The organism is Acidovorax temperans, from assembly GCF_006716905.1.
GTDB lineage: Bacteria > Pseudomonadota > Gammaproteobacteria > Burkholderiales > Burkholderiaceae_C > Acidovorax > Acidovorax temperans.
Window position 1 is genome coordinate 29,883 of the sequence record NZ_VFPV01000003.1, and the last position, 20,685, is coordinate 50,567.

Below are 20,685 nucleotides of genomic sequence, written 5' to 3' on the forward strand. Positions count from 1 at the left end.
TTTATCGGCGCACTTGCAGAGCCCCAGGGTTCACGATGTTGGTGGGCGTTCCCTTGATGAAATTGACGACGTTGTCAAAAGCAGCGCCAAAGTACAGCTCATAGCTGTCTTGCTCAACGTAGCCGATGTGCGGGGTGCAAATGCAGTTCTCCAGCCTGAGCAGCGCATGGCCCTGCAAGATCGGTTCACTCTCAAAGACGTCCACGGCGGCCATGCCCGGGCGTCCGCGGTTCAGCGCTGCAATCAGGGCATCGGGTTCAATGAGTTCAGCGCGTGATGTATTCACCAGCAAAGACGTGGGCTTCATGCATGAGAGATCTTCGAGCGAGACGATGTTGCGGGTCTCATCATTCAAGCGCAGATGCAGGGAAATAACATCGCACTGGGCAAAAAACTCCTCACGCGTACTGGCTGCCTGGTAGCCATCGGTCAGCGCTTTCGCACGCGAGGCTTCGCGCCCCCAGATTCGGACGTTCATACCAAACGCCCGCCCATAGCCAGCTACCAACTGTCCGATACGGCCATAGCCCCAAATCCCCAGGGTCTTGCCACGCAATACGCAGCCGATCCCAAAGTTGGGCGGCATGGATGCTGTTTTGAGGCCGGATTGCTGCCATGCTCCATGTTTGAGGTTGGCGATGTAATGGGGTAGGCGACGGCTGGCTGCCATAATCAGAGCCCAGGTCAGCTCGGCAGGCGCTACTGGCGAGCCCACACCTTCAGCGACCGCAATACCTCGCTCGGTGCAAGCCGTGACATCCACATGACTGCCGATCTTCCCGGTCTGGGCGATCAGCTTGAGTCGAGGGAGTTTCTCTATCAGCTGCCGGGTGATTTGGGTTCGCTCCCGGATCAGCACAATGATGTCTGCATCCTTCAGCCGCACCGAAAGTTGGCCCAGCCCTTTGACGGTGTTGGTATAGACCTTGGCTGTGTAGGCGTCTAACCGCGAGGCGCAATGCAGCTTGCGTACCGCGTCTTGATAGTCGTCCAGGATAACGATATTCATCCCGGTATTGTGCCTTGTAGACGCCGCCAATTCCTTGCAGGATGTCGCTTCGCAAGCGCCATATGCAACGTGATGTAGCGCGTTGGCGGGCCATGGCGGCGTGGTCAGTCAGCGCGTTGGCGTCATCCGTACGCCAAAGCGGCTTCTCTGGCGGCCATACGGTCCAGTTCGGCACATACGTCTGCCATTCGTCCGGAAATGACCAGCCTGCCTCCATCTTTGCCGCCGCGTGAGTGAACGATTCGAAGAGGCTTGAGGGTCTGCTTTGAGCCTGCGGGGGCATCTTGCTCCGAAGGCGTGGCAAAGAGGTCTGCAGTCTCGCCTTTTTGAATCGGTTTGCTCGCCGCAACGTACAAATGCCGACCTTTGGGTGGCGAAGTTTGCTTGCGGCGAGACACGGTGGTAGCCACAGCGCTTTGGGTGGCTAGGGTTAAGTGCACTTCCGCATGACCGGTGGCGAGTGTGGGCAATGGCTTGGGTGGCGCATCGCCATCAAGCTGCTTGGAAACGATGCCGATGTGTTGTTTGCTGCCCTTGAGCGACCACAAAAAGCGCGTTACTGCCTGCAGCGGTTTACGGATGGATGAAAGGGGCGTGGTTCCAGTTCCCATGTGAATTCTCCGAAAATCGGTGGACGAACATAGGCAGGATTGAAAACAACAGAATGTCCCAGGGCTGGCGCAAACAAACTTGCTGCGCCAAACGCCCGCCACCTGGAACCTGTGCACTGACCTTGTGCGTTACATCAGCATGGTGTTGCGGATCAGACCTACCGCCAGCCCCTCAATTTCAAACACTTCGCCCGGCTGGACTGTGATGACGGGGTAATCTGGGTTTTCTGGCAGCAGTTCAACGCCTTTGGTGGTGCGCTTGAGTCTTTTCACGGTGACTTCATCGCCCAGACGCGCCACCACGATTTGACCGTTGCGCGCCTCTTTGGTCGCTTGCACTGCGAGCAAATCACCGTCCATGATCCCTGCATCGCGCATCGACATACCTCTGACTTTGAGGAGATAGTCAGGCTTGTGCTGGAACAGGCTGTTTTCTAGGCAGTAGGTTTGGTCCACATGTTCCTGCGCGAGAATGGGCGAGCCTGCGGCAACGCGTCCGATCAAGGGCAAAAACAATTGGGTTGCCTGCTGCAGGGGGTTGGCAAAGTGTTGCCCACGGGCTGCGTTGATGGCCCTGACGGTGTCATTGCGCAGGCGGATACCACGGGAGGTTCCACTGAGCAGTTCAATGACGCCTTTTCGGGCCAGTGCTTGCAAATGCTCTTCAGCAGCGTTTGCGGATTTGAATCCAAGCTCTGTCGCAATTTCGGCCCGTGTGGGTGGGGCACCGGTTCGCGCTATTGCGTGCTGGATCAAGTCCAGAATCTGCTGCTGCCGGGCCGTGAGTTTGGGGTTGTCGAGCATGGCGGTGTGGGTAAGGGCGAGGTGGTTGATTACTGTTTTTTAATCCAGTAACTGTATTTTTGACCAGTTTTTTGGAGTGCGCAAGTGAGTAAGCAAAAAATCGTCGTTTTTGGCACGGGTGGCACGATTGCCGGCAAGGCAGCCTCCATGTCTGACAACGTGGGCTACAAAGCTGGTGAGGTCGCGATAGGCGAGTTGTTGGCGAATATTCCCGGCATGCAGGCGGCGTTGCAAGGCCACGAACTGGTTGCACAACAAGTGGCGCAGATCGATAGCAAGGACATGGGTTTTGACGTGTGGCGTGCACTGGCGATGGGCTGCCGGGATGCGATGGCAGACCCTGAGGTGCGCGGTATTGTCATTACCCATGGCACAGACACGCTCGAAGAAACTGCCTGGTTTCTGCAGTGCATCTTGAGCCCCGAGAAGCCCGTGGTGTTGACCAGTGCCATGCGTCCTGCGACGGCTTTGTCGCCCGATGGGCCGCAAAACTTGCTGGACGCTGTGGCTGTCGCCTTGGAGCCAGATGCCAGGGGCGTGCTGGCAGTGGCTGCAGGCACCGTTCATGAAGCGCGCTGGGTTCACAAGGCGTTTCCCTACCGGGTCGATGCGTTCAGTTCTGGTGAGGCAGGGCCTTGCGGTTGGGTAGAAGAAGGCCAGGTGCGCTGGCTGCGGCGCCCCTCAACGCAGGCCAATTCAACCCACACAGCCCTGTTGAATGATCTGCCTGCGGCGCAGGGTTGGCCTTGGGTTGAGGTGGTGCTGAGCGCCGCGGGCGTCAGCGGCCGTGCGGTAGATGCCTTGGTAGACGCGCAGGTGAAGGGCCTGGTGGTGGCTTCCACGGGCAATGGATCACTGCACCATGAATTGAAGGACGCGTTGCTGCGCGCAAGTGAGCGCGGTGTTCGCGTCGTCAAGGCAACCCGTTGCGGCCAGGGTCAGTCCTTGGTCGGGGATTTAGGGGACTTCCCCAGCTATGCCGGGCTTTCGCCCATCAAGGCAAGGGTGGCACTGTTGCTTGACTTGCTTGCGGAGCGAGCCATGCAGATTTCCGGCGTATGACCTCTGCCGTCACAGGCTGCGCTGTCTTGCTATTGCCTTGTATCTGCTTTTTCGATCGCCAAGGCTTCTGATGGCAAGAGCGCACACCAATTGGGCTGGCTGAACGCAAAAAACCCCGGTAGGCTGGCTGCCTACCGGGGCTTTTGAGGGTCGCAGTCCAGAGCAATGTGCAGAAGTGCCTGTTACATCACGCCAGAATGCATGGCAGAACTCAGCTGCTCAGCGCTTCCAGCGCGCGCGCCGTGATCTCTTCGACGCTGCCGGTGCCGCTGATGGCACGGTACTTGGGAGCCAGCGATGGCTCGCTCTTGGCCCAGTTGCTGTAGTAATCCACCAGGGGGCGGGTCTGGTCGCTGTACACCTGCAGGCGCTTCTTGACGGTTTCTTCCTTGTCGTCTTCGCGCTGGATCAGGTCTTCACCGGTGACATCGTCTTTGCCTTCCACCTTCGGAGGATTGAACTTGACGTGGTAGGTGCGGCCACTGGCGGGGTGGGAGCGGCGGCCGCTCATGCGTTCGATGATGGCTTCGAAGGGCACATCAATTTCCAGCACGTAGTCCAGTTTGACGCCGGCAGCCTTCATGGCATCGGCCTGGGGAATGGTGCGGGGGAAACCGTCAAAGAGGAAACCCTTGGCGCAGTCGGGCTGGGCAATGCGCTCTTTGACCAGATTGATGATCAGCTCATCGCTGACCAAGGCGCCAGCCTTCATCACGGCATCGGCCTGCAGGCCCAAGGGGGTACCTGCCTTGACTGCTGCGCGGAGCATATCGCCGGTAGAGATTTGCGGGATGCCGTACTTCTGGCAGATGAAGGTGGCTTGCGTGCCCTTTCCGGCGCCCGGCGCGCCCAGCAGAATCAGTCTCATGGAGGTCCTCAAGGTTAGAAATCGTGTGGCACGGCTAGCAGGGGCGCGGTGCGGCGTCCAGGATGCCGTGCTCTTGTGGCGGGCAAGGATAGCATGTGACAGCTTGGCTCTGGCTTACGCTTGGCACTTGCGCCACCCCTTGCACGCGGCTCAGTGGGCTTGGCCCTGCAACGCCAAAATAGCGCGAACTTTTTCGAGGTCTTCGGGGGTGTCCACACCGGGGCCAGGGGTCGCAGCGGCGATATGAACGGCAATGCGGTGGCCATGCCACAGGGCCCTGAGCTGCTCCAGTGCCTCGACAGCTTCCGTAGGCGCAGGGGGCAGCTGCGGAAACTGCCTCAGAAAACCGGCCCGGTAGCTGTAGATGCCGACGTGGCGCAGCGGTGCAAAGCCTGCAGAGGCGCTGCGCACGGCAGGTGCCATCTGTTCTTCATGCCACCAGGCCAGATCGGATTGGTCTCTGGACCACGGGATGGGTGCGCGGCTGAAATAGTGCGCCATGTTGCGGGCGTCCAGCACCACCTTCACCACGTTCGGGTTGAGGTAGTCGGATTGCGAGGCGATGGCATGCGCGGCCGTGCCCATGCTGGCATCGGTGTGGGCCGACAGCAGCGCAGCCACTTCGTCGATCAACGCAGGGTCCATCAGGGGTTCGTCGCCCTGCACGTTGACGACGATATCGTCACCCTGCAGACCCAGCTGGGCGCAGGCCTGGGCGAGGCGGTCGCTGCCGCTGGCGTGGTCTTTGTCCGTCAGCAGGGCTTGCACGCCGTGCTGCTGGCAGGCTTGCAGGATGAGTTCGTCGTCTGCCGCCACGACCACGCGCTCGGCCTTGCTTTGCTGTGCGCGTTGTGCCACGCGCACCACCATGGGCAGGCCGGCAATGTCTGCCAGGGGTTTGTTGGGCAGGCGCGTCGATGCCAAGCGTGCCGGAATCAGCACGGTGAAAGCCGACGGATTGGTGGATGAGGTCGGCTGGACGCCGTGGCTCATGCCTCCAGCTCCTCGTCCGTCAGGGGGCGTGCCTCGTTTTCGAGCAGCACGGGAATGCCATCGCGTACAGGGTAGGCCAGACGCGCGCTGCGGGAGATCAGCTCTTGGGTCTCTTTGGCATAGGTCAATGGGCCTTTGGTGACTGGGCATACCAACAGTTCGAGCAGCTTGGGGTCCATGGCGGGCAATTCAGAATCAGACAGGGGGCCATGCGCTCAGCGCGCAGATGGGGTGGTCGATGATAGCGGCGCCGCAAGCGCGAGCAATTGATCTTTCAGGCCTTGCAAAAAACGCGCGTCCAGCGCCAGTTCCAGCGGTACTGCCAGTGCCTCGGGGTGCTTTTTCCACAGTTTGACGGCATCTTTTTCAGTGCAAATCAGCACCTCAGCATTGCTGGGCAAGCGCGACCAGCTATCAAAATCATAGTGATCTGGCAGGGCTTCTGCATGTGCCAGCGTCAGGCCGGCTTCCTCCAGCATGGCAAAAAAGGCACCCGGTTGGCCAATCGCTGCCACGGCATGCAGGGGGCGGCCGCGCAGGGTGCTCAGCGCAACGGCTGTGCCGTCTGCCGCCACGGCATGGTCGGCCAGGCTGCGGTGGACGGCAAAGGCTGGAGCCTTTGAGCCGCCCTTGTTGCCACCAGTGGCGGCTGGCAGGGGAGGGGTGTCGCCCGCGTAAAGCACCCAGTCCACGGGGCGCGGCCAGGGTTCGCGCAAGGGGCCTGCGGGCAGTAAAAAGCCATTGCCCGTGCCTTGTGCGTTGAAGATGCAAATGTCGATATCGCGTGCCAGCGCCAGGTGCTGCAGGCCGTCGTCACACACCAGCACGTCGGTGTCCGGGTGCTGCACCAGCAGCGCACGCGCCGCCTCAATGCGCTGGCGGGCCACGTACACCGGCACTTGGCACTGGGTGGCGATCAGCAAGGGTTCATCGCCGACCTCACTGGCCACTGCATGGGGCAGCACGGCGCGGCAGTCCGTGGTGGTACGGCCGTATCCGCGCGATATGACGCCGGGGCGCAGCCCCTGGTTCTGCAGGTATCGCACCAAGGCCATCACCACCGGGGTTTTGCCCGACCCGCCCGCCACCACATTGCCCACAACGATGACCGGCTTGCCGGGATGCTGGGAACGGAGCGCGCCCATCTTGTAGAGCGCTGCCCGTAATGCGATCAGGGCGCGGTACAGCTGGGACACGGGCCACAGCGCCCAGCTGCGCAGGTTGCGGTGCAGCCACATGGCTGGCCAGCCCTGCGGAGCACTGCCAGCGGCCTTGGTCTGCGCGGCCTGCCCGGTAGAAGGGGGCAAGGGCGGCTGCGTTGCCATGCCGCTCAGCGGCTGCCCGCGCGAGCGCCCGCGGTGGATTGCGTGGCGAAGGTGATCTGGGTCAGCCCTACGCGCCGGGCAGCTTCCATTACGGTGACCACGGACTGGTGGGGGGCCGTGGCATCTGCGCTGATGATCACGACGCTGTCTTTGCCGGCACTGGCAGCGCTGCGCAGCGCCAGGGCCACGGCGTCCACGCTTTTGCCTTCAACGCCGGTTTTGTTCACGGCGTAGCGGCCATCGGCCGCCACCGCCACGATGACTTCCTTGGGGTGGTCACGCTGCTGCTCGGCATCGGCCACGGGCAGGGTCAGCTGTAGCTCGGTGAATTTGCTGTAGGTGGTGGTCAGCATCAGAAAGATGAGGATCACCAGCAGCACATCGATGAATGGGATCAGGTTGATCTCGGGCTCATCCTTCGCACGGGGGCGGAAGTTCATGGGCATACCCCGCGCTGCTTACTTGCGGTGGCGCAGGATGTGGCGCACAAACTGCTCGGACGCCAGCTCCAGGGTCAGCAGGTAGGCATCCACGCGGCCACGGAAGTAGCGCCAGAAGATCAGCGCAGGGATGGCGACAATCAGACCAAACGCCGTGTTGTACAGGGCAATAGAGATGCCGTGCGCCAGCTGCGCAGGGTTGCCGCTGCCCATGGCACCGGTTCCGCCCGTTTGCGAGCCAAAAATCTCGATCATGCCGATGACTGTGCCCAGCAAGCCCAGCAAAGGCGCTGCAGAGGCGATGGTGCCCAGCGCGCTCAGGTACTTTTCAAGCCGGTGGGCCACGGCGCGGCCGTTGCCTTCCATGGTGGCGCGCAGGTCGGCCTCGCTGCACTGGGGGTTGTTGTTGAGTGCGCGCAGCCCGGAAGCCAGCACCTCACCCAGCGCAGAGCTTTGGGCCAGCTGGTTCACCACGTCGGGCGTGGGCAGCGAACGCGACGAAACGGTGATGGCTTCATCCAGCAGCTTCGGGGGCGCGATGCGCGCTGTTTTCAGAGAGATGAAGCGCTCGCAAATCAAGGCCAGCGCCAGGACAGAGCAGGCAATAAGGGGCCAGATGGGCCAGCCTGCGGCTTGTATGATGGACAGCAATTCTCTCTCCGCTCGGATGTAGTCAGCCGGCAATTATGGCCCACGTGGCTGGCGCTTTGAGGTCACAAACCGTTACGAGAAAACTGCCAGTCTGGCATGTGCCACTCGCTCACAAAATCTGTGGATAACTTTGTGGGTAAGCGGGTGGGTATCCCACTTGAACCCGCGCCAATCCGTGCTTGGAACAGATTGCTGAAAAATTGAACAGCAAAAATGTCTTATAAATCAATAACTTGTACGTGCCTTCTTGTTTTGCGCGGTGTGGGTGTCGCAGGTCTATGTTGCACCGCTGCACGCCCCGAGCTGTGGAGTACTGACCCCTTCAGCGCTCTGTCAACCCCAGGGCTGGGCTATGTTTGAGTCGCCACAGCCCGCAGCGGCGCCGCGTATCTGGGAAGTTGGCGCGCTGTGCCGCGCCATTGCTGATGCGCTGGAGGCCCGGTTCAATCCTGTCGCGGTGCGCGGCGAGATCACCGGCTTCTCACGCGCATCCAGCGGGCATTGCTACTTCTCCATCAAGGACGCCAACGGCCAGTTGCGCTGCGCCATGTTCCGCCGGGCGGCAGGCCTGCTTGACTTTTCGCCGCGCGATGGGGAACTGGTGGAAGTGCGCGGGCGCCTGGGGGTGTACGAGGCCCGGGGCGATCTGCAGTTCATCGTTGAAAGCATGCAGCGCGCGGGGCAGGGCGCTTTGTTCGAGCAGTTTCTGCGCCTCAAAGCCCAGCTGGAAGGTGAAGGCCTGTTCGATCCCCGGCGCAAACGCCCGCTGCCGGTGCAGCCACGGGGCATCGGTTTGATCACCTCGCTGGGCGCAGCCGCCTTGCACGATGTGGTGACCGCCCTGCGGCGCCGCGTGCCGCACATCCCCGTGGTGCTGATTCCTGCGCAGGTGCAGGGCGCTGCGGCGCCCCAATCCATGGTGACCGCACTGCGGCAGATGTACGCATTGGCCGAAGGCGAGGCTCCGGCAGATGGCAAAGCAACGCCGGTAGTGGTGGACGTGATCTTGCTGGTGCGCGGCGGTGGGTCGATGGAGGACTTGTGGGCCTTCAACGACGAGCAACTGGCGCGCACCATTGTGCAAAGCCCGGTGCCGCTGGTCAGCGGGGTGGGGCACGAGACCGATTTCACCATTGCCGACTTTTGCGCCGATCTGCGCGCGCCCACCCCCACGGCCGCCGCCGAACTGGTGGCTCAGCCGCGCGAGGTGTGGCTCGGCGCCCTCGATTTGCTGGCCGACCGGCTGGAGAGCGCCGTGCAGCGCCAGATCGACCTGCGCCACCAGCGCCTGGACCAGGCTGCGCAGCGGCTGGGGCGCCCATCGGGCCTGGCTGCGCGCGAGCAATTGCGCCTGGCCCGCTGCGCGCAGCGCCTGCGTCACGGAATGCTATTGAATTTAGAGCGCCTTGCGCTGAAGAATAAAGCGCTGGAGGCCGATTTTGCTCAAAAAACGGCGCGCCACATCGCCCTGCAGTCTGACCGGCTGGAACGCGCCCGCATGCAGTTGGAGCTGCTGAACCCGCACCTGGTGCTGCAGCGCGGCTATGCCCTGCTGACCGACAGCCACGGCCACGCGGTGACCAGTGTGGGCCAGGCCCGCCTGGGCGATGCCTTGCGCGCCACGCTGGCAGACGGGGTGCTGGACGTGACCGTAGACCAGCCCCGCCTGCTGTAACGCGCTGCGGCGGTGATAGCGCCGTGCGTTACGGGCGAATGACCGTCGCCTGATCGCCACTTCTCAGCACAGGGCTATGGATCTTTCTACAATGCTCCGTCGCGTCAAATTGCGCGCCAGCGCGGCGACCCGCTGCCCATCAGACGGCTGCCGCTCTTCCAGCATTGCAAACCACGAGGAATCACCACCATGGAACATACCCTGCCCCCGCTGCCCTACGCCATCGACGCACTGGCCCCTCACTACAGCCAGGAAACGCTGGAGTTTCACCATGGCAAGCACCACAACGCCTATGTGGTCAACCTGAACAACCTGCAAAAGGGCACCGAGTTTGAATCGATGACTCTGGAAGAGATCATCAAGAAGTCCTCCGGCGGCATCTACAACAACGCAGCCCAAATCTGGAACCACACCTTCTTCTGGAACTGCATGGCCCCCAACGGCGGCGGCGAACCCACGGGCGCCCTGGCTGAAGCCATCAACGCCAAGTTCGGCTCTTATGCCGCTTTCAAGGAAGCCTTCGTCAAGAGCGCCGTGGGCAACTTCGGCTCGGGCTGGACATGGCTGGTGAAGAAGGCTGACGGCAGCGTGGACATCGTCAACACCGGCGCTGCTGGCACGCCCCTGACCACCGCCGACAAGGCCCTGCTGACCGTGGACGTGTGGGAACACGCCTACTACATCGACTACCGCAACCTGCGTCCCAAGTTCGTGGAAACCTTCCTGGACAAGCTGGTCAACTGGAAGTTTGCCGAAGCCAACTTCGCCTGATTTCGCTTCATGTCTGGTTTCACCAGAGCATAAAAAAACGGCCGCGAGGCCGTTTTTTTATGGGCGCAGGCTTTGTCGCCTGCTCACTTCCTGGGGTTGAACACCGCCGCATTTACCAGCTTGCTGCCCGGCTTGATGCCCTTTTGCGCAAACCAGCCCTGGTTCATCTCCAGCACGTAGCGCACGGGCTTGGCAGAGCAGTGCGAGTCTTCGGTTTGTGGCTTCATGTCGGCCAGGTTCACGATGGTGCCGTCATCGGCCACAAAGGCAGCCGTCAGTGGCAGCAGCGTGTTCCTCATCCAGAAGCACTGCGTGGCGGGCTGTTCAAACACGAACAACATGCCTTCATGTGCGGGCATTTCCTTGCGGTGCATCAGGCCGGCTTGGCGCTCCTGGGGCGATGCCGCCACCTGCGCCTCAATGCGGTGCATGCCCGCCGTGATTTCGATGCGCGGCAAGTTCATTTGGGGTTGGCCTTGGGCGGCGGCGGGGGCTGTGCTGGCCAGGGCAATCAGGCTGGTGGCAAGCAGCCGGGCGGTGGCGGGTGAAAGGCGGGGCATGGTGGCTTTCAGGAAAGGTTGCTGGGTTGCGCGCTGCGCGACTGGCCCGCATTTTCATCGAACTCTGACGGGCGCCGCCGCGGGTTTGGAGGCTTGTGTTTGGAGGCTTGCCCTGGGCGCAGGTTCCGCGTTGTGCGCCGGGCCGAACAACAAGCCCTAAAATGAAAAAGTTTGCCGCCTGGCCGGGCGCTTGCCGCCCGCAGGCCATCCCGCTAACCCCTGATTCACCGGTTGAACCCTGTTTAGCCGCTACGGAGACCCTTGCCCATGACCACTTTCCAGCACATCCAGGTTCCTGCCGAGGGGCAGAAGATCACCGTCAACGCCGACATGTCGCTGAACGTGCCCGATCAGCCCATCATCCCGTTCATCGAGGGCGATGGCGTGGGCCGCGACATCACGCCCGTGATGATCAAGGTGGTGGATGCTGCTGTGGCCAAGAGCTACGGCGGCCAGCGCAAGATCCAGTGGATGGAAGTGTTTGCGGGCGAGAAGGCCACCCGCATCTATGGCCCCGATGTGTGGCTGCCCGACGAAACCCTGCAGGCCGTGCGCGACTACGTGGTGTCCATCAAAGGCCCGCTCACCACGCCCGTGGGCGGCGGCATCCGCTCGCTGAACGTGGCCCTGCGTCAGGAGCTGGATTTGTACGTGTGCCTGCGCCCCGTGCAGTACTTCAAGGGCGTGCCATCGCCGCTGAAAGAGCCTGAAAAGACCAACATGGTCATCTTCCGCGAGAACTCGGAAGACATCTACGCGGGCATTGAATTCCCCGCCGAGTCCGACAAGGCCAAGAAGCTCATCGCGTTCTTGCAGAACGAACTGGGCGCCACCAAGATCCGCTTCCCCAACACCTCGGGCATTGGCGTCAAGCCCGTCTCGCGCGAAGGCACCGAGCGCCTGATCCGCAAGGCCATCCAGTACGCCATTGACCACAACAAGCCCAGCGTGACCATCGTGCACAAGGGCAACATCATGAAGTACACCGAAGGCAGCTTCCGCGACTGGGCCTACGCCCTGGCGCAAAAGGAGTTTGGCGCCGAGCTGATCGACGGCGGCCCATGGTGCAAGTTTGCCAACCCCAAGACGGGCAAGGAAATCATCATCAAGGACAGCATTGCCGATGCCTTCCTGCAGCAGATCTTGCTGCGCCCCGCCGAGTACTCGGTGGTGGCCACGCTCAACCTCAATGGCGACTACATCTCTGATGCGCTGGCCGCACAGGTGGGCGGCATCGGCATTGCGCCGGGGGCCAACATGTCCGACTCGGTGGCCTGCTTTGAAGCCACCCACGGCACGGCACCCAAGTACGCGGGCAAGGACTATGTGAACCCCGGCTCCGAAATCCTCTCCGCCGAGATGATGCTGCGCCACATGGGCTGGAAGGAAGCGGCCGACCTGATCCTGACCTCGCTGGAAAAAGCCATTGGCAGCAAGAAGGTGACCTACGACTTTGCCCGCCTGATGGACGGTGCCACGCAGGTGAGCTGCTCGGGCTTTGGTCAGGTGATGATCGACCAGATGTGACCCGCGTCACCGCAGGTCGGTGCACTACCCTCCCATCCCTCGCGTTGAGGTTCTTCGCTAGGGGTTGATATAAAAAAGGCTCTTCTAGCCTGATTTTTCGCGCTTACGCTTGATGCTTGCGCCGATCATCTTCAATCGTTGTTCGTTCTTGTCCATGCCGTTACCTTGGTTGTGCATTCTTATAGGTGGTGCTTGAGTCGTTCAGCTATCTTCTGCACTACTTCAACAATCATGGCCCTGTCTGCTTCTGGCAGGGTATGCAGGATCTGTGAGATCAGCTCTGCCTGGTCGCTGGTGCTGGTGGCGATCACGAGCTCTTCAATGCCACATCCATAGATGTCAGCCAGTTCCGCCATCCGTTGGATGGTGGGCATGGTGATCCCTCGCTCCATGCGTGACACGGCTTCTGTGCCGATCTGAAGCACCTCAGCTACCTGTTCCTGTGTCAGTCCCGTGCTCTCTCGTCTTTGGGCCAAGACGCGGCCAATGCTCTTGAAAAGCTCTCGGTGGGTGTTGTCTGGGTGCATGTTTGACGTCCTTTTGTCTACCCATATGGTCGTCAGTCAACCGAAGAAGTTGAACATGCGCTAAAGTTGGGGTACGAACTACAAGGTTGTGTTCCTAAACTTTTTGACCTGAAAGCTTCTTATGAAGAAAAAGACACCTGTCGCATTTGCTCTGTCTGTCGTGGCTTTGGTCTTGGCTGCTTGTGGTGGTGGAGGCGGTGCAGATGCTGATGACCAAGCCACTGCTCCCACAGTCTCAGACGCTGCGGCTACCAACTTGGCCACTATGGGAGGAACGCTCATTTCAAACGATCCTGCCACCGAATCCTTCGATGTGTTGGCCAGCATTGGTGACACATGGCGTTTGACCGTGACTAAGGACACGGGGGCCTATACCTTGACCCCCAACAACTCCCAGTACGGTTTGACTGCTGAATCGGGCACCTTGACCCGCACAGTCTCTGGTGACTTCGTGACCTACGCATTGGCCAACAAGGTGGATCTCAAGCAAGATACTCGCACTGGTGCTCTCACAGGCAGCATGACGGTGGGCAGTCAAAGTGCTACTGTCTCAGGCACACCCTACCAAGTTGCCAACTCAAGCAAGCTTGCCGGTATCTACTCCTTCATGGGTACAACACGCGAAAAAGTGGGCGGATCTAGTCCTGAGTTCTTTGCGGGTCAAATGCTGATTTCAACTGATGGTGCAACTGCTACGCTGTGCATTGGGGGGCAGGTGGACACTTCTGGCAACTGCATTGATGTGGACAAGACTGACACCAAGACACCGGAGAAGGGGGTGATTGCTATTGCCAAGGACACGGGTGCCAATGGTGGCTTCTATAAGCTCTCGGTTACTGGCAGTGACAACCTCATTCATGACTTTGGCAACCTGCTGGTGGGCAACGGGGATCTGGGGCCGGTGCTTCTGATTGACCGTTTTGGCAATGGCGACAACGGTACGAGCAGTACGGTTCGTGTCGGCAACTTCTATGCAGTGAAGAGCCAGACATTGAAGGGCTCTGAATTCAACGGGACCTGGAAATGCGGAACATCCAATGGAACTGCAACAGTGATTGCCGGTACAGGTCAAGCCACCATTACCAATCCTAACGAGAACCCTTCCACTTGGTCTGAAGACTTGAGTTACAACACCGTCAATGCTTCGGACAATTCCAAGTTGACATTTGCAGGGTATATGACAATTCAAATGTCAGGCAAACCATCCAGCAGTGCTCTGATTCTGCCTCTGTCTGCCAGCATGGCTGTGGTGGAAAATCAAAGTACACGTGGCATTGGAATTTGCGCAAAACAATGATCTAAAAGTTTTCTGGGGCCAATAGTGATACGGGGAAACTTCCCCGTATCCGAGATCGATTAAAAATTGTGTCAATGCGACATGACTGAAATTCTACTGACTCCCGACTCAAAGTCTGATATGGCCATCTTGAAACTACATGTTGAAGAGCGAATACGTTTTTGCAACTCACATGGAAATCATGAAAAGTCATTTTGCATTCTTTGAGAACCATATCAAACCAGTTTTTCGCAAGGATACCAACACAACCATTGGTGACACGCTGATTGCATTGGCCTACCCACAAGTAATTCTTATTGGCCCTGCACCATATTTTGTAGATGCGGTGGTTAATGTGAAAAAGGAAGAGGTTGAAATTGAGCCTGACAAATATCCCTTGTATCGCTTCTTGTCGGAAAATCCTGAATTCTGCCAAGCCATCATTGAATCGCATGCAGATCTTCTAGCATCATTCAGTGCATGGAGCAAATGAAAAAGCACCCTTCGGGGCAATGCCGCTAAGTTAAGCAGCTATTTTTTTGATAGTGAACTTGCGGATGCGGTAGTTGCCCACCGCATCGGATCACTTCAGCGGCTTATTTCAATACCGTCTTGATGATGCTGGAGAAGTCCAGCGCACCATTGCCGGCGATCGAATGCATGGCATACAGGTTGCGCGCCAAGCCCCCCAGCGGCGTGGCGGCCTTCACCGCCATCGCGTTCTCTTGCGCCAGGCCCAGGTCTTTGAGCATCAGGTCCGTGCCAAACCCCCCCGCGTAGCCCTTGCTGGCGGGGGCCGTTTCCATCACGCCGGGGAAGGGGTTGTACTTCTCCAGCGCCCAGTTGCCGCCTGAGCTGCGGCGCATGATTTCGCTCAGCACCTTGGGGTCCAGGCCGTTGGCTACGCCCAGGGCAATGGCTTCGCTGGTGCCTGCCATCAAGATACCCAGCAGCATGTTGTTGCAGATTTTGGCCGTCTGGCCTGCGCCCACGCTGCCTGCGTGGAAGATGTTGGCGCCCATTTTTTCGAGCACGGGGCGGGCGCGTTCCAGGTCGGCGGCGTCGCCGCCCACCATGAAGGTCAGCGTGCCTGCGATGGCGCCGCCGGTGCCGCCCGAGACGGGGGCGTCGATAAAGGCCACGCCCTTGGCCTTGGCGGCTTCGGCCACCTTGCGGGAGGTGGCGGCTGCGATGGTGGAGCAGTCGATGATCAGCGTGCCTGCGGGCAGCTGGGTCAGCAGGTCGCCCTCGCCTAAAAACAAGCCTTCCACATGCTGGCTGGCGGGCAGCATGCTGATGACGACTTCGGCCCCTTGCACGGCGGCTTTGGCGTCGGCGGCGATGGGCACGCCGTCTGCGGCCAGCTTGTCGCGGGCGGGTTGGGACAGGTCAAACGCGCGCACTTCGTGGCCTGCCTTGTGCAGGTTGTGTGCCATGGGTCCGCCCATGTTGCCGAGGCCGATGAATGCGATTTTCATGTGTTGTCTCCTGTGGTCGGTCTAAGGTGAAGTGAAAAGTGATTGCTATTGAATTAGTAGCTGCTAGCGCTTGCTAGATAAGTGCAGGAGGTCTATTTGACTGTGATTTCTCTGCCTCAGTCGTCCTCGTCAAAAATGCTGTGCCGTTTGCCTGCGTTGCCTGCTTTTCCTGATTGCCGCTTCGGCACGGTGGCTGACTTTTTGGCCGTTGCCTTGGGCGCCGCGCTGGCTGCTGTTTTCGCTGCCGCGGGCTTGCGGCGCGGCGATGCCTTGGCCCGCGGGTTGTAGGCCAGGGCTTCGTCCAGCCACAAGCGCCACTGCGCGCGGGTGGCGTAGCCGTTGGGCTCTACCCAGAAGTAGCCTTGCATACCGCCGCCGGGCGAGAGTTCGCGGGTGTTCTGCATCTCTTGAAATTCGCCATGGCGATCTGGCGGCAGGCGCACCAGCAACTCTTCGCCCTTCACGCCCATGCACAGCTTGCCGTCCACAAAAAAGCAGTAGCAGCCAAACATGGTGCGCTCGTCCACATCGCTGCGCTGCGCTAGGGCCGTGCGCAGGGCGCCGATGAGGTGCAGGGTTTCGTCGCTGAGTGGGCGGGTGGCCATGGCTTTGAATGAAATAGGCCGCTAGCGCTTGATGGGTAAGCGCAGGCAGCTATCAAAAACAGAGCGTTCTGGCGAGCGCTGGGGCATCAGCGAATCGCCTCCGGCGCATCGCCATCCAACATGCGGCGGGCGATGATGACGCGCATGATTTCGTTGGTGCCTTCCAGAATCTGGTGCACGCGGGCGTCGCGCAGCAGGCGCTCCAGCGGGTATTCGCGGATGTAGCCGTAGCCGCCGTGCAGCTGCAGGGCCTCGTTCACCACGGTAAAGCCTGCATCGGTGGCAAAGCGCTTGGCCATGGCGCAGTAGGTGGTGGCGTCGCGCGCCCCGGCGTCGAGCTTGCTGGCGGCCAGGCGCACCATTTGGCGGGCGGCGACCAGTTCGGTCGCCATGTCGGCCAGCTTGAACTGCAGGGCCTGGAAGCTGGCAATACTTTTGCCAAACTGCTTGCGGTCTTGCATGTATTGCTGCGCCTGAGCGAGGGCACCTTGCGCTGCGCCGACGGAGCAGGTGGCGATGTTGATGCGCCCGCCGTCCAGCCCCTTCATGGCGATCTTGAAGCCTTCGCCTTCTTGCCCCAGCAAGTGGTTGGCGGGGATGCGCACGTTGTCAAAGCTGATGGTGCGGGTGGGCTGGCTGTTCCAGCCCATCTTGTGTTCTTTTTTGCCGTAGGTGATGCCGGGCGCATCGGCGGGCACGGCAAAGGCGCTGATGCCGCTGGCGCCCGAGCTTGCGTCACCCGTGCGTGCCATCAAGATCAGTACATCGGTGCTGCCCGCGCCGCTGATGAAGGCCTTGCTGCCGTTGATGACGTATTCGTTGCCCACCAGCTCGGCGCGGGTCTTGAGCGAGGCGGCGTCGGAGCCCGCGCCGGGCTCGGTCAGGCAGTAGCTGGCGAGCTTTTGCCCGGTGGTGAGCAGCGGGCCCCAGTGGTCGCGTACCGCCGGTGTGGCCCAGGTGCCCAGCATCCAGGTGGCCATGTTGTGGATGGTGATGAAGGCGGTGGTGCTGGGGTCAACCGCCGCCATTTCTTCAAACACCAGCGTGGCGTCCAGCCGGGGCAGGGCCAGGCCGCCTGCGGCTTCAGGCGCATACAGGCCGCAAAAGCCCAGTTCGCCCGCCTTGGCGATGGCCTCTTTGGGGAAGATGCCTTCGGCGTCCCACTCAGCCGCGTGGGGGGCCAGTTCGGCCAGGGCAAAGTCGCGGGCGGTGTGGGCAAAGGCGCGTTGTTCTTCGGTCAGCTCAAAGTCCATGGCGTTGTCTCTTGTCTTGTTGTGGGGCTTTGGGTGAATGGGGCGTCAAGGCTTCAGGGCCTGGCCGGGCTGTCGTTGCTCAGCCAGCGCATCAGGCCTTTGCGACGCTCTTGCGTTTTGCGCGTCAGGCACTGGTGGTACAGGCGCGGGCCTTCGGGCTGGGTTTCGGTGGCTTGCGTCTCGCGCTTGCATTGCACCGTGCGCTCGCGCACCCAGGCGGAATGTTCTTGCCGCAGTTGCGGGCGTTCGTGGGCCGAGAGGGCGCGCATCACGTCTTCGTACAGGATCTGGATGGTGGTGTCTGCCGCTTGAAAGTCTTGCACCGCGCAGGCATTGACTTCGGCAACCGTGCCGCCGGGTTGGCAGGCTGCGCCCGCCTGGGCGTGGGCCAGGGTGTCCATCTGCATCACGCACGCAGTACCGAAGACCATGGTCCATTTCCGCATCGTTGTCTGAAAAGTTTGCATGCCCTGCTTTTACCACCGCCTGCAGTGCTCGAAACCGGCGCTGTCCAGGCCAGTGCCACCGTGCAAGGGCCGCCATCCAGAGGTTCAGGCACGGGTAGCATCCCCCTTCCCGGGCAAAGCGCGAGAGAAGGGGGAAGGCGCGCAGCGCCTCAGGGGGATGTCACTTCAAACTGATCGTGGTGTTCACACCCTGGCTCACGGTGCTGTCGTCAAACCAGCGTGCAGTCACCGTCTTGGTCTGTGTGTAGAACATCACGACTTGCTTGCCGTAGGGGCCCAGGTCGCCCAGCTTGGAAGCGCGCGAACCGGTGAACGAGAAGATGGGCACAGGCACTGGGATTGGCACGTTGATGCCGACCTGGCCCACGTCGATCTCTTCCTGGAACTTGCGCGCCGCAGCGCCGCTTTGCGTGAAGATGGCGGTGCCGTTGCCGTTGGGGTTGCTGTTGATGAATTCAATGGCTTCGTCCAGCGTGTCGGCAGCGGCCAGGCACAGCACGGGGCCAAAGATTTCCTGGTCGTAGATGGACATGCCGGGCTTGACGCCGCTGAAGATGGTGGGGCCGACGAAGTTGCCCTTTTCATAGCCGGGCACGCTGGGGTTGCGGCCATCCAGTTCCAGGGTGGCGCCGTCGGCAATGCCGCGCTCGATCAGGCCCACCACGCGGTCGCGTGCGGCGCAGGAGATCAGTGGGCCTACGTCGGTGCCTTTTTCCGTGCCGCCGCTCACCTTCAGGGTCTTGGCCTTGGCCACCAGTTCCGGAATCCACTTCTGCGATTCGCCCACCAGAATGACGACCGACAGGGCCATGCAGCGCTGGCCTGCTGCGCCAAAGGCGGCACCGGCCAGGGCGTTCAGGGTCTGTTCCTTGTTCGCATCGGGCACCACGATGGCGTGGTTCTTCGCGCCCATCATGCACTGCACGCGTTTGCCGTTGAGGCTGGCGCGGTTGTACACATGGGTGCCGACCTTGGTGGAGCCTACGAAGCTGATGGCTTTGATATCAGCGTGGTCGCAAATGGCGTTCACGGCGTCTTCACCGCCATGCACCACGTTGAGCACGCCTGGGGGGGTACCGGCTTCAAGCGCCAGTTCGCACAGGCGCATGGTCACCATGGGGTCTTGCTCAGAGGGCTTGAGCACGAAGGTGTTACCCGTGGCAATGGCCATGGGGAACATCCACAGCGGGATCATGGCAGGGAAGTTGAAGGGCGTGATGCCCGCGCACACGCCCAGGGGCTGCAGCACGGTGTAGGTGTCCACGCCATTGGCCACGTTGTTGGCCAGCTCCCCCAGTTGCAGGTTGCCAATGCCAGCGGCGTGTTCCACCACTTCCAGGCCGCGGAAGACGTCGCCTTCGGCGTCGGGCAGGGTCTTGCCTTGCTCGGCCGTGAGCAGTGCGGCCAGCTCGCTCATGTTTTCGCGGATCAGCTGCTGCAGCTTCAGGAAGATGCGCGAGCGGGTGCCGATGGGGGTCTTCTTCCAGGTCTTGAACGCTTCCTTGGCGCTGGCCACGGCGGCGTTGATTTCTTCAGGCGTGGCGAAGGGCACGCGGGCCAGCACTTCTTGCGTAGCGGGGTTCACCACGTTGCGCCACTGCGTGGTTTGGGATTCGACAAACTTGCCGCCAATCAGCAGCTTGACGGTGGGGGCCAGGACGGCCGTGGATGTAGGTGCGTTCATGTTGTCTCCTCAAAGGGGTGCTTCAGGACAGCAGTGCGTTAGCAAAGCCAGCTGCCGCATGGTATGTGTGCAAAAAACAAATAACAATATGAATTTGTGCACTTTTGATCTGCAAAAATGCACATCACGGGCGGTGCATGAAACTGCCGCGAGAGAGGACGACCGGTATGGATTGGGACAACCTGCGCTATTTTCTGGAGCTGGCCCGCGCGGGCACGCTGGCTGCGGCGGCCCGGCGTCTGGCGGTGGAGCACACCACGGTGTCGCGCCGTATCCAGGCGCTGGAAAAGCAGATGGGCGCAGCGCTGTTTGCGCGTGAGGCCGGGGGCCACCGGCTGACCGAGGCCGGGCGCCAGTTGCTGCCGGTGGTGGAGGCGATGGAATCCGCCGTGATGGGGGCCGAGCGCGCCGCGCCAGCATCGCACGAGGGGCCCTCAGGCTTGGTACGCGTGGGGGCAACCGAAGGGTTCGGTACGTTGATACTGGCGCCACACCTGGCACAGCTCACGCGCAAGCACCCGCATTTGTCGATTGACCTGCTGGCGCTGCCGCGCATGCTGCACCTGTCGCGGCGCGAGGCGGACATCGTGATATCGCTGGAGCGGCCCACACGCGGCTCGGTCATCGTGAGCCGGCTTTCTGACTACAGCCTGTATCTGTACGGCCAGCGCGAGTATCTGGCCCGCAAGCCGCTGGTGGCCACGCGCGAAGACCTGCGCCACCATGCGTTCGTGAGCTATGTGGACGATTTGCTGTTCACCAAAGAGCTGCAGTTTCTGGACGCTTTGCACCAGCCTGAGCGCTTCGCGTTTCGCAGCACCAGCATTACGGCGCAATACGAAGCCGTGCGCGCGGGGGCGGGCCTGGCGGTGTTGCCCGCGTTCTTGGCCGACCGTGACCCGGTGCTCACCCGCGTTTTGCCGCAAGAGGGGCAGTTCACCCGCACGTTCTGGATGAGCATGCCGTCTGAATCCAAACACCTGGCGCGCATGCAGGTGACCTGGGCATTTCTGCGCGATACCGTGGCGGCTCAGCAAGATTTGCTCAAGCCCAAGGCCGTGCGGTAGGCGAGCGCTGTGCCAATCCGCGGCGACTTGGC

General features: G+C 61.1%; 23 protein-coding genes. 7 read left to right on the forward strand and 16 right to left on the reverse strand.

Annotated features, from left to right (window positions below):
• Nucleotide 1: 1 nt before the first annotated feature.
• The 3 genes from BDD18_RS14990 to lexA all read right to left on the reverse strand — a co-directional run bounded on the left by BDD18_RS14990 (nt 2) and on the right by lexA (nt 2,424).
• A complete protein-coding gene (locus BDD18_RS14990; protein ID WP_066699363.1) occupies nt 2-1,009 on the reverse strand; it encodes a D-2-hydroxyacid dehydrogenase family protein in 1,008 nt (335 codons plus the stop codon).
• A 122-nt stretch (nt 1,010-1,131) separates the two neighbouring features.
• The gene (locus tag BDD18_RS14995) at nt 1,132-1,620 is read right to left on the reverse strand and encodes a hypothetical protein (RefSeq protein ID WP_142084159.1); all 489 of its coding nucleotides are present in this window, start codon (nt 1,618-1,620) and stop codon (nt 1,132-1,134) included.
• A gap of 129 nt (nt 1,621-1,749) precedes the next feature.
• Entirely contained in the window at nt 1,750-2,424 is a 675-nt protein-coding gene (gene lexA / locus BDD18_RS15000; RefSeq protein WP_142084161.1) for a transcriptional repressor LexA, read from the reverse strand.
• Between the two features lie 84 nt (nt 2,425-2,508).
• Between lexA and BDD18_RS15005 the strand changes: the two genes are divergently transcribed.
• Nucleotides 2,509-3,486, forward strand: a complete 978-nt coding sequence (locus tag BDD18_RS15005) for an asparaginase (protein WP_142084163.1) — start codon at nt 2,509-2,511, stop codon at nt 3,484-3,486.
• A gap of 211 nt (nt 3,487-3,697) precedes the next feature.
• Here BDD18_RS15005 and adk read toward each other — a convergent pair whose 3' ends face one another.
• From adk to BDD18_RS15035, 6 genes are all read right to left on the reverse strand, one after another.
• A complete protein-coding gene (adk, locus tag BDD18_RS15010) occupies nt 3,698-4,354 on the reverse strand; it encodes an adenylate kinase (RefSeq protein ID WP_044394792.1) in 657 nt (218 codons plus the stop codon).
• Between the two features lie 150 nt (nt 4,355-4,504).
• On the reverse strand, nt 4,505-5,347 hold the full coding sequence (kdsB, locus tag BDD18_RS15015; protein ID WP_142084165.1) for a 3-deoxy-manno-octulosonate cytidylyltransferase: 843 nt from the start codon (nt 5,345-5,347) through the stop codon (nt 4,505-4,507).
• On the reverse strand, nt 5,344-5,526 hold the full coding sequence (locus BDD18_RS15020) for a Trm112 family protein (RefSeq protein WP_142084167.1): 183 nt from the start codon (nt 5,524-5,526) through the stop codon (nt 5,344-5,346). The genes kdsB and BDD18_RS15020 overlap by 4 nt, the downstream gene beginning before the upstream one ends.
• A 36-nt stretch (nt 5,527-5,562) precedes the next feature.
• Complete coding sequence (gene lpxK / locus BDD18_RS15025; RefSeq protein WP_244939145.1) at nt 5,563-6,585, reverse strand: tetraacyldisaccharide 4'-kinase; 1,023 nt, start codon at nt 6,583-6,585, stop codon at nt 5,563-5,565.
• A gap of 92 nt (nt 6,586-6,677) precedes the next feature.
• On the reverse strand, nt 6,678-7,112 hold the full coding sequence (locus BDD18_RS15030; protein WP_066783920.1) for an ExbD/TolR family protein: 435 nt from the start codon (nt 7,110-7,112) through the stop codon (nt 6,678-6,680).
• A gap of 18 nt (nt 7,113-7,130) precedes the next feature.
• Nucleotides 7,131-7,763 carry a MotA/TolQ/ExbB proton channel family protein gene (locus BDD18_RS15035; protein ID WP_066783898.1) on the reverse strand — a complete coding sequence of 211 codons (633 nt, stop codon included), beginning with the start codon at nt 7,761-7,763 and terminating at the stop codon, nt 7,131-7,133.
• 352 nt (nt 7,764-8,115) lie between these two features.
• Between BDD18_RS15035 and xseA the strand changes: the two genes are divergently transcribed.
• Nucleotides 8,116-9,438, forward strand: a complete 1,323-nt coding sequence (xseA, locus tag BDD18_RS15040; RefSeq protein ID WP_142084172.1) for an exodeoxyribonuclease VII large subunit — start codon at nt 8,116-8,118, stop codon at nt 9,436-9,438.
• A 189-nt stretch (nt 9,439-9,627) separates the two neighbouring features.
• Complete coding sequence (locus tag BDD18_RS15045) at nt 9,628-10,209, forward strand: superoxide dismutase (protein ID WP_066690166.1); 582 nt, start codon at nt 9,628-9,630, stop codon at nt 10,207-10,209.
• An 83-nt stretch (nt 10,210-10,292) separates the two neighbouring features.
• On the opposite strand, the gene BDD18_RS15050 is transcribed toward BDD18_RS15045, so the two are convergent.
• Entirely contained in the window at nt 10,293-10,769 is a 477-nt protein-coding gene (locus BDD18_RS15050) for a DUF192 domain-containing protein (protein ID WP_142084174.1), read from the reverse strand.
• A gap of 267 nt (nt 10,770-11,036) precedes the next feature.
• Between BDD18_RS15050 and icd the strand changes: the two genes are divergently transcribed.
• Complete coding sequence (gene icd / locus BDD18_RS15055; protein WP_066784016.1) at nt 11,037-12,296, forward strand: NADP-dependent isocitrate dehydrogenase; 1,260 nt, start codon at nt 11,037-11,039, stop codon at nt 12,294-12,296.
• Between the two features lie 179 nt (nt 12,297-12,475).
• Here the strand turns inward: icd and BDD18_RS15060 are convergent, their stop codons facing one another.
• Nucleotides 12,476-12,823 carry a helix-turn-helix domain-containing protein gene (locus tag BDD18_RS15060; RefSeq protein ID WP_142084176.1) on the reverse strand — a complete coding sequence of 116 codons (348 nt, stop codon included), beginning with the start codon at nt 12,821-12,823 and terminating at the stop codon, nt 12,476-12,478.
• Nucleotides 12,824-12,944: 121 nt separating this feature from the next.
• Between BDD18_RS15060 and BDD18_RS15065 the strand changes: the two genes are divergently transcribed.
• Together BDD18_RS15065 and BDD18_RS15070 are read left to right on the forward strand one after the other, a co-directional pair.
• A complete protein-coding gene (locus tag BDD18_RS15065; protein ID WP_142084178.1) occupies nt 12,945-14,120 on the forward strand; it encodes a hypothetical protein in 1,176 nt (391 codons plus the stop codon).
• A gap of 172 nt (nt 14,121-14,292) precedes the next feature.
• A complete protein-coding gene (locus BDD18_RS15070) occupies nt 14,293-14,592 on the forward strand; it encodes a hypothetical protein (RefSeq protein WP_142084180.1) in 300 nt (99 codons plus the stop codon).
• A gap of 103 nt (nt 14,593-14,695) precedes the next feature.
• Here the strand turns inward: BDD18_RS15070 and mmsB are convergent, their stop codons facing one another.
• The 5 genes from mmsB to BDD18_RS15095 all read right to left on the reverse strand — a co-directional run bounded on the left by mmsB (nt 14,696) and on the right by BDD18_RS15095 (nt 19,586).
• The gene (gene mmsB / locus BDD18_RS15075; protein WP_142084182.1) at nt 14,696-15,577 is read right to left on the reverse strand and encodes a 3-hydroxyisobutyrate dehydrogenase; all 882 of its coding nucleotides are present in this window, start codon (nt 15,575-15,577) and stop codon (nt 14,696-14,698) included.
• Between the two features lie 116 nt (nt 15,578-15,693).
• On the reverse strand, nt 15,694-16,182 hold the full coding sequence (locus BDD18_RS15080; RefSeq protein WP_142084185.1) for a TfoX/Sxy family protein: 489 nt from the start codon (nt 16,180-16,182) through the stop codon (nt 15,694-15,696).
• Nucleotides 16,183-16,268: 86 nt separating this feature from the next.
• A complete protein-coding gene (locus tag BDD18_RS15085) occupies nt 16,269-17,435 on the reverse strand; it encodes an acyl-CoA dehydrogenase family protein (protein ID WP_142084186.1) in 1,167 nt (388 codons plus the stop codon).
• 53 nt (nt 17,436-17,488) lie between these two features.
• A complete protein-coding gene (locus BDD18_RS15090) occupies nt 17,489-17,866 on the reverse strand; it encodes a lysozyme inhibitor LprI family protein (RefSeq protein WP_211360802.1) in 378 nt (125 codons plus the stop codon).
• Nucleotides 17,867-18,062: 196 nt separating this feature from the next.
• Nucleotides 18,063-19,586: a CoA-acylating methylmalonate-semialdehyde dehydrogenase gene (locus BDD18_RS15095; RefSeq protein ID WP_142084190.1), complete on the reverse strand. Its 1,524-nt coding sequence runs from the start codon at nt 19,584-19,586 to the stop codon at nt 18,063-18,065.
• Nucleotides 19,587-19,753: 167 nt separating this feature from the next.
• Between BDD18_RS15095 and BDD18_RS15100 the strand changes: the two genes are divergently transcribed.
• Nucleotides 19,754-20,653, forward strand: coding sequence for a LysR family transcriptional regulator (locus tag BDD18_RS15100; protein WP_142084192.1), 900 nt, complete (start codon nt 19,754-19,756; stop codon nt 20,651-20,653).
• The last annotated feature ends 32 nt before the right edge of the window (nt 20,654-20,685 follow it).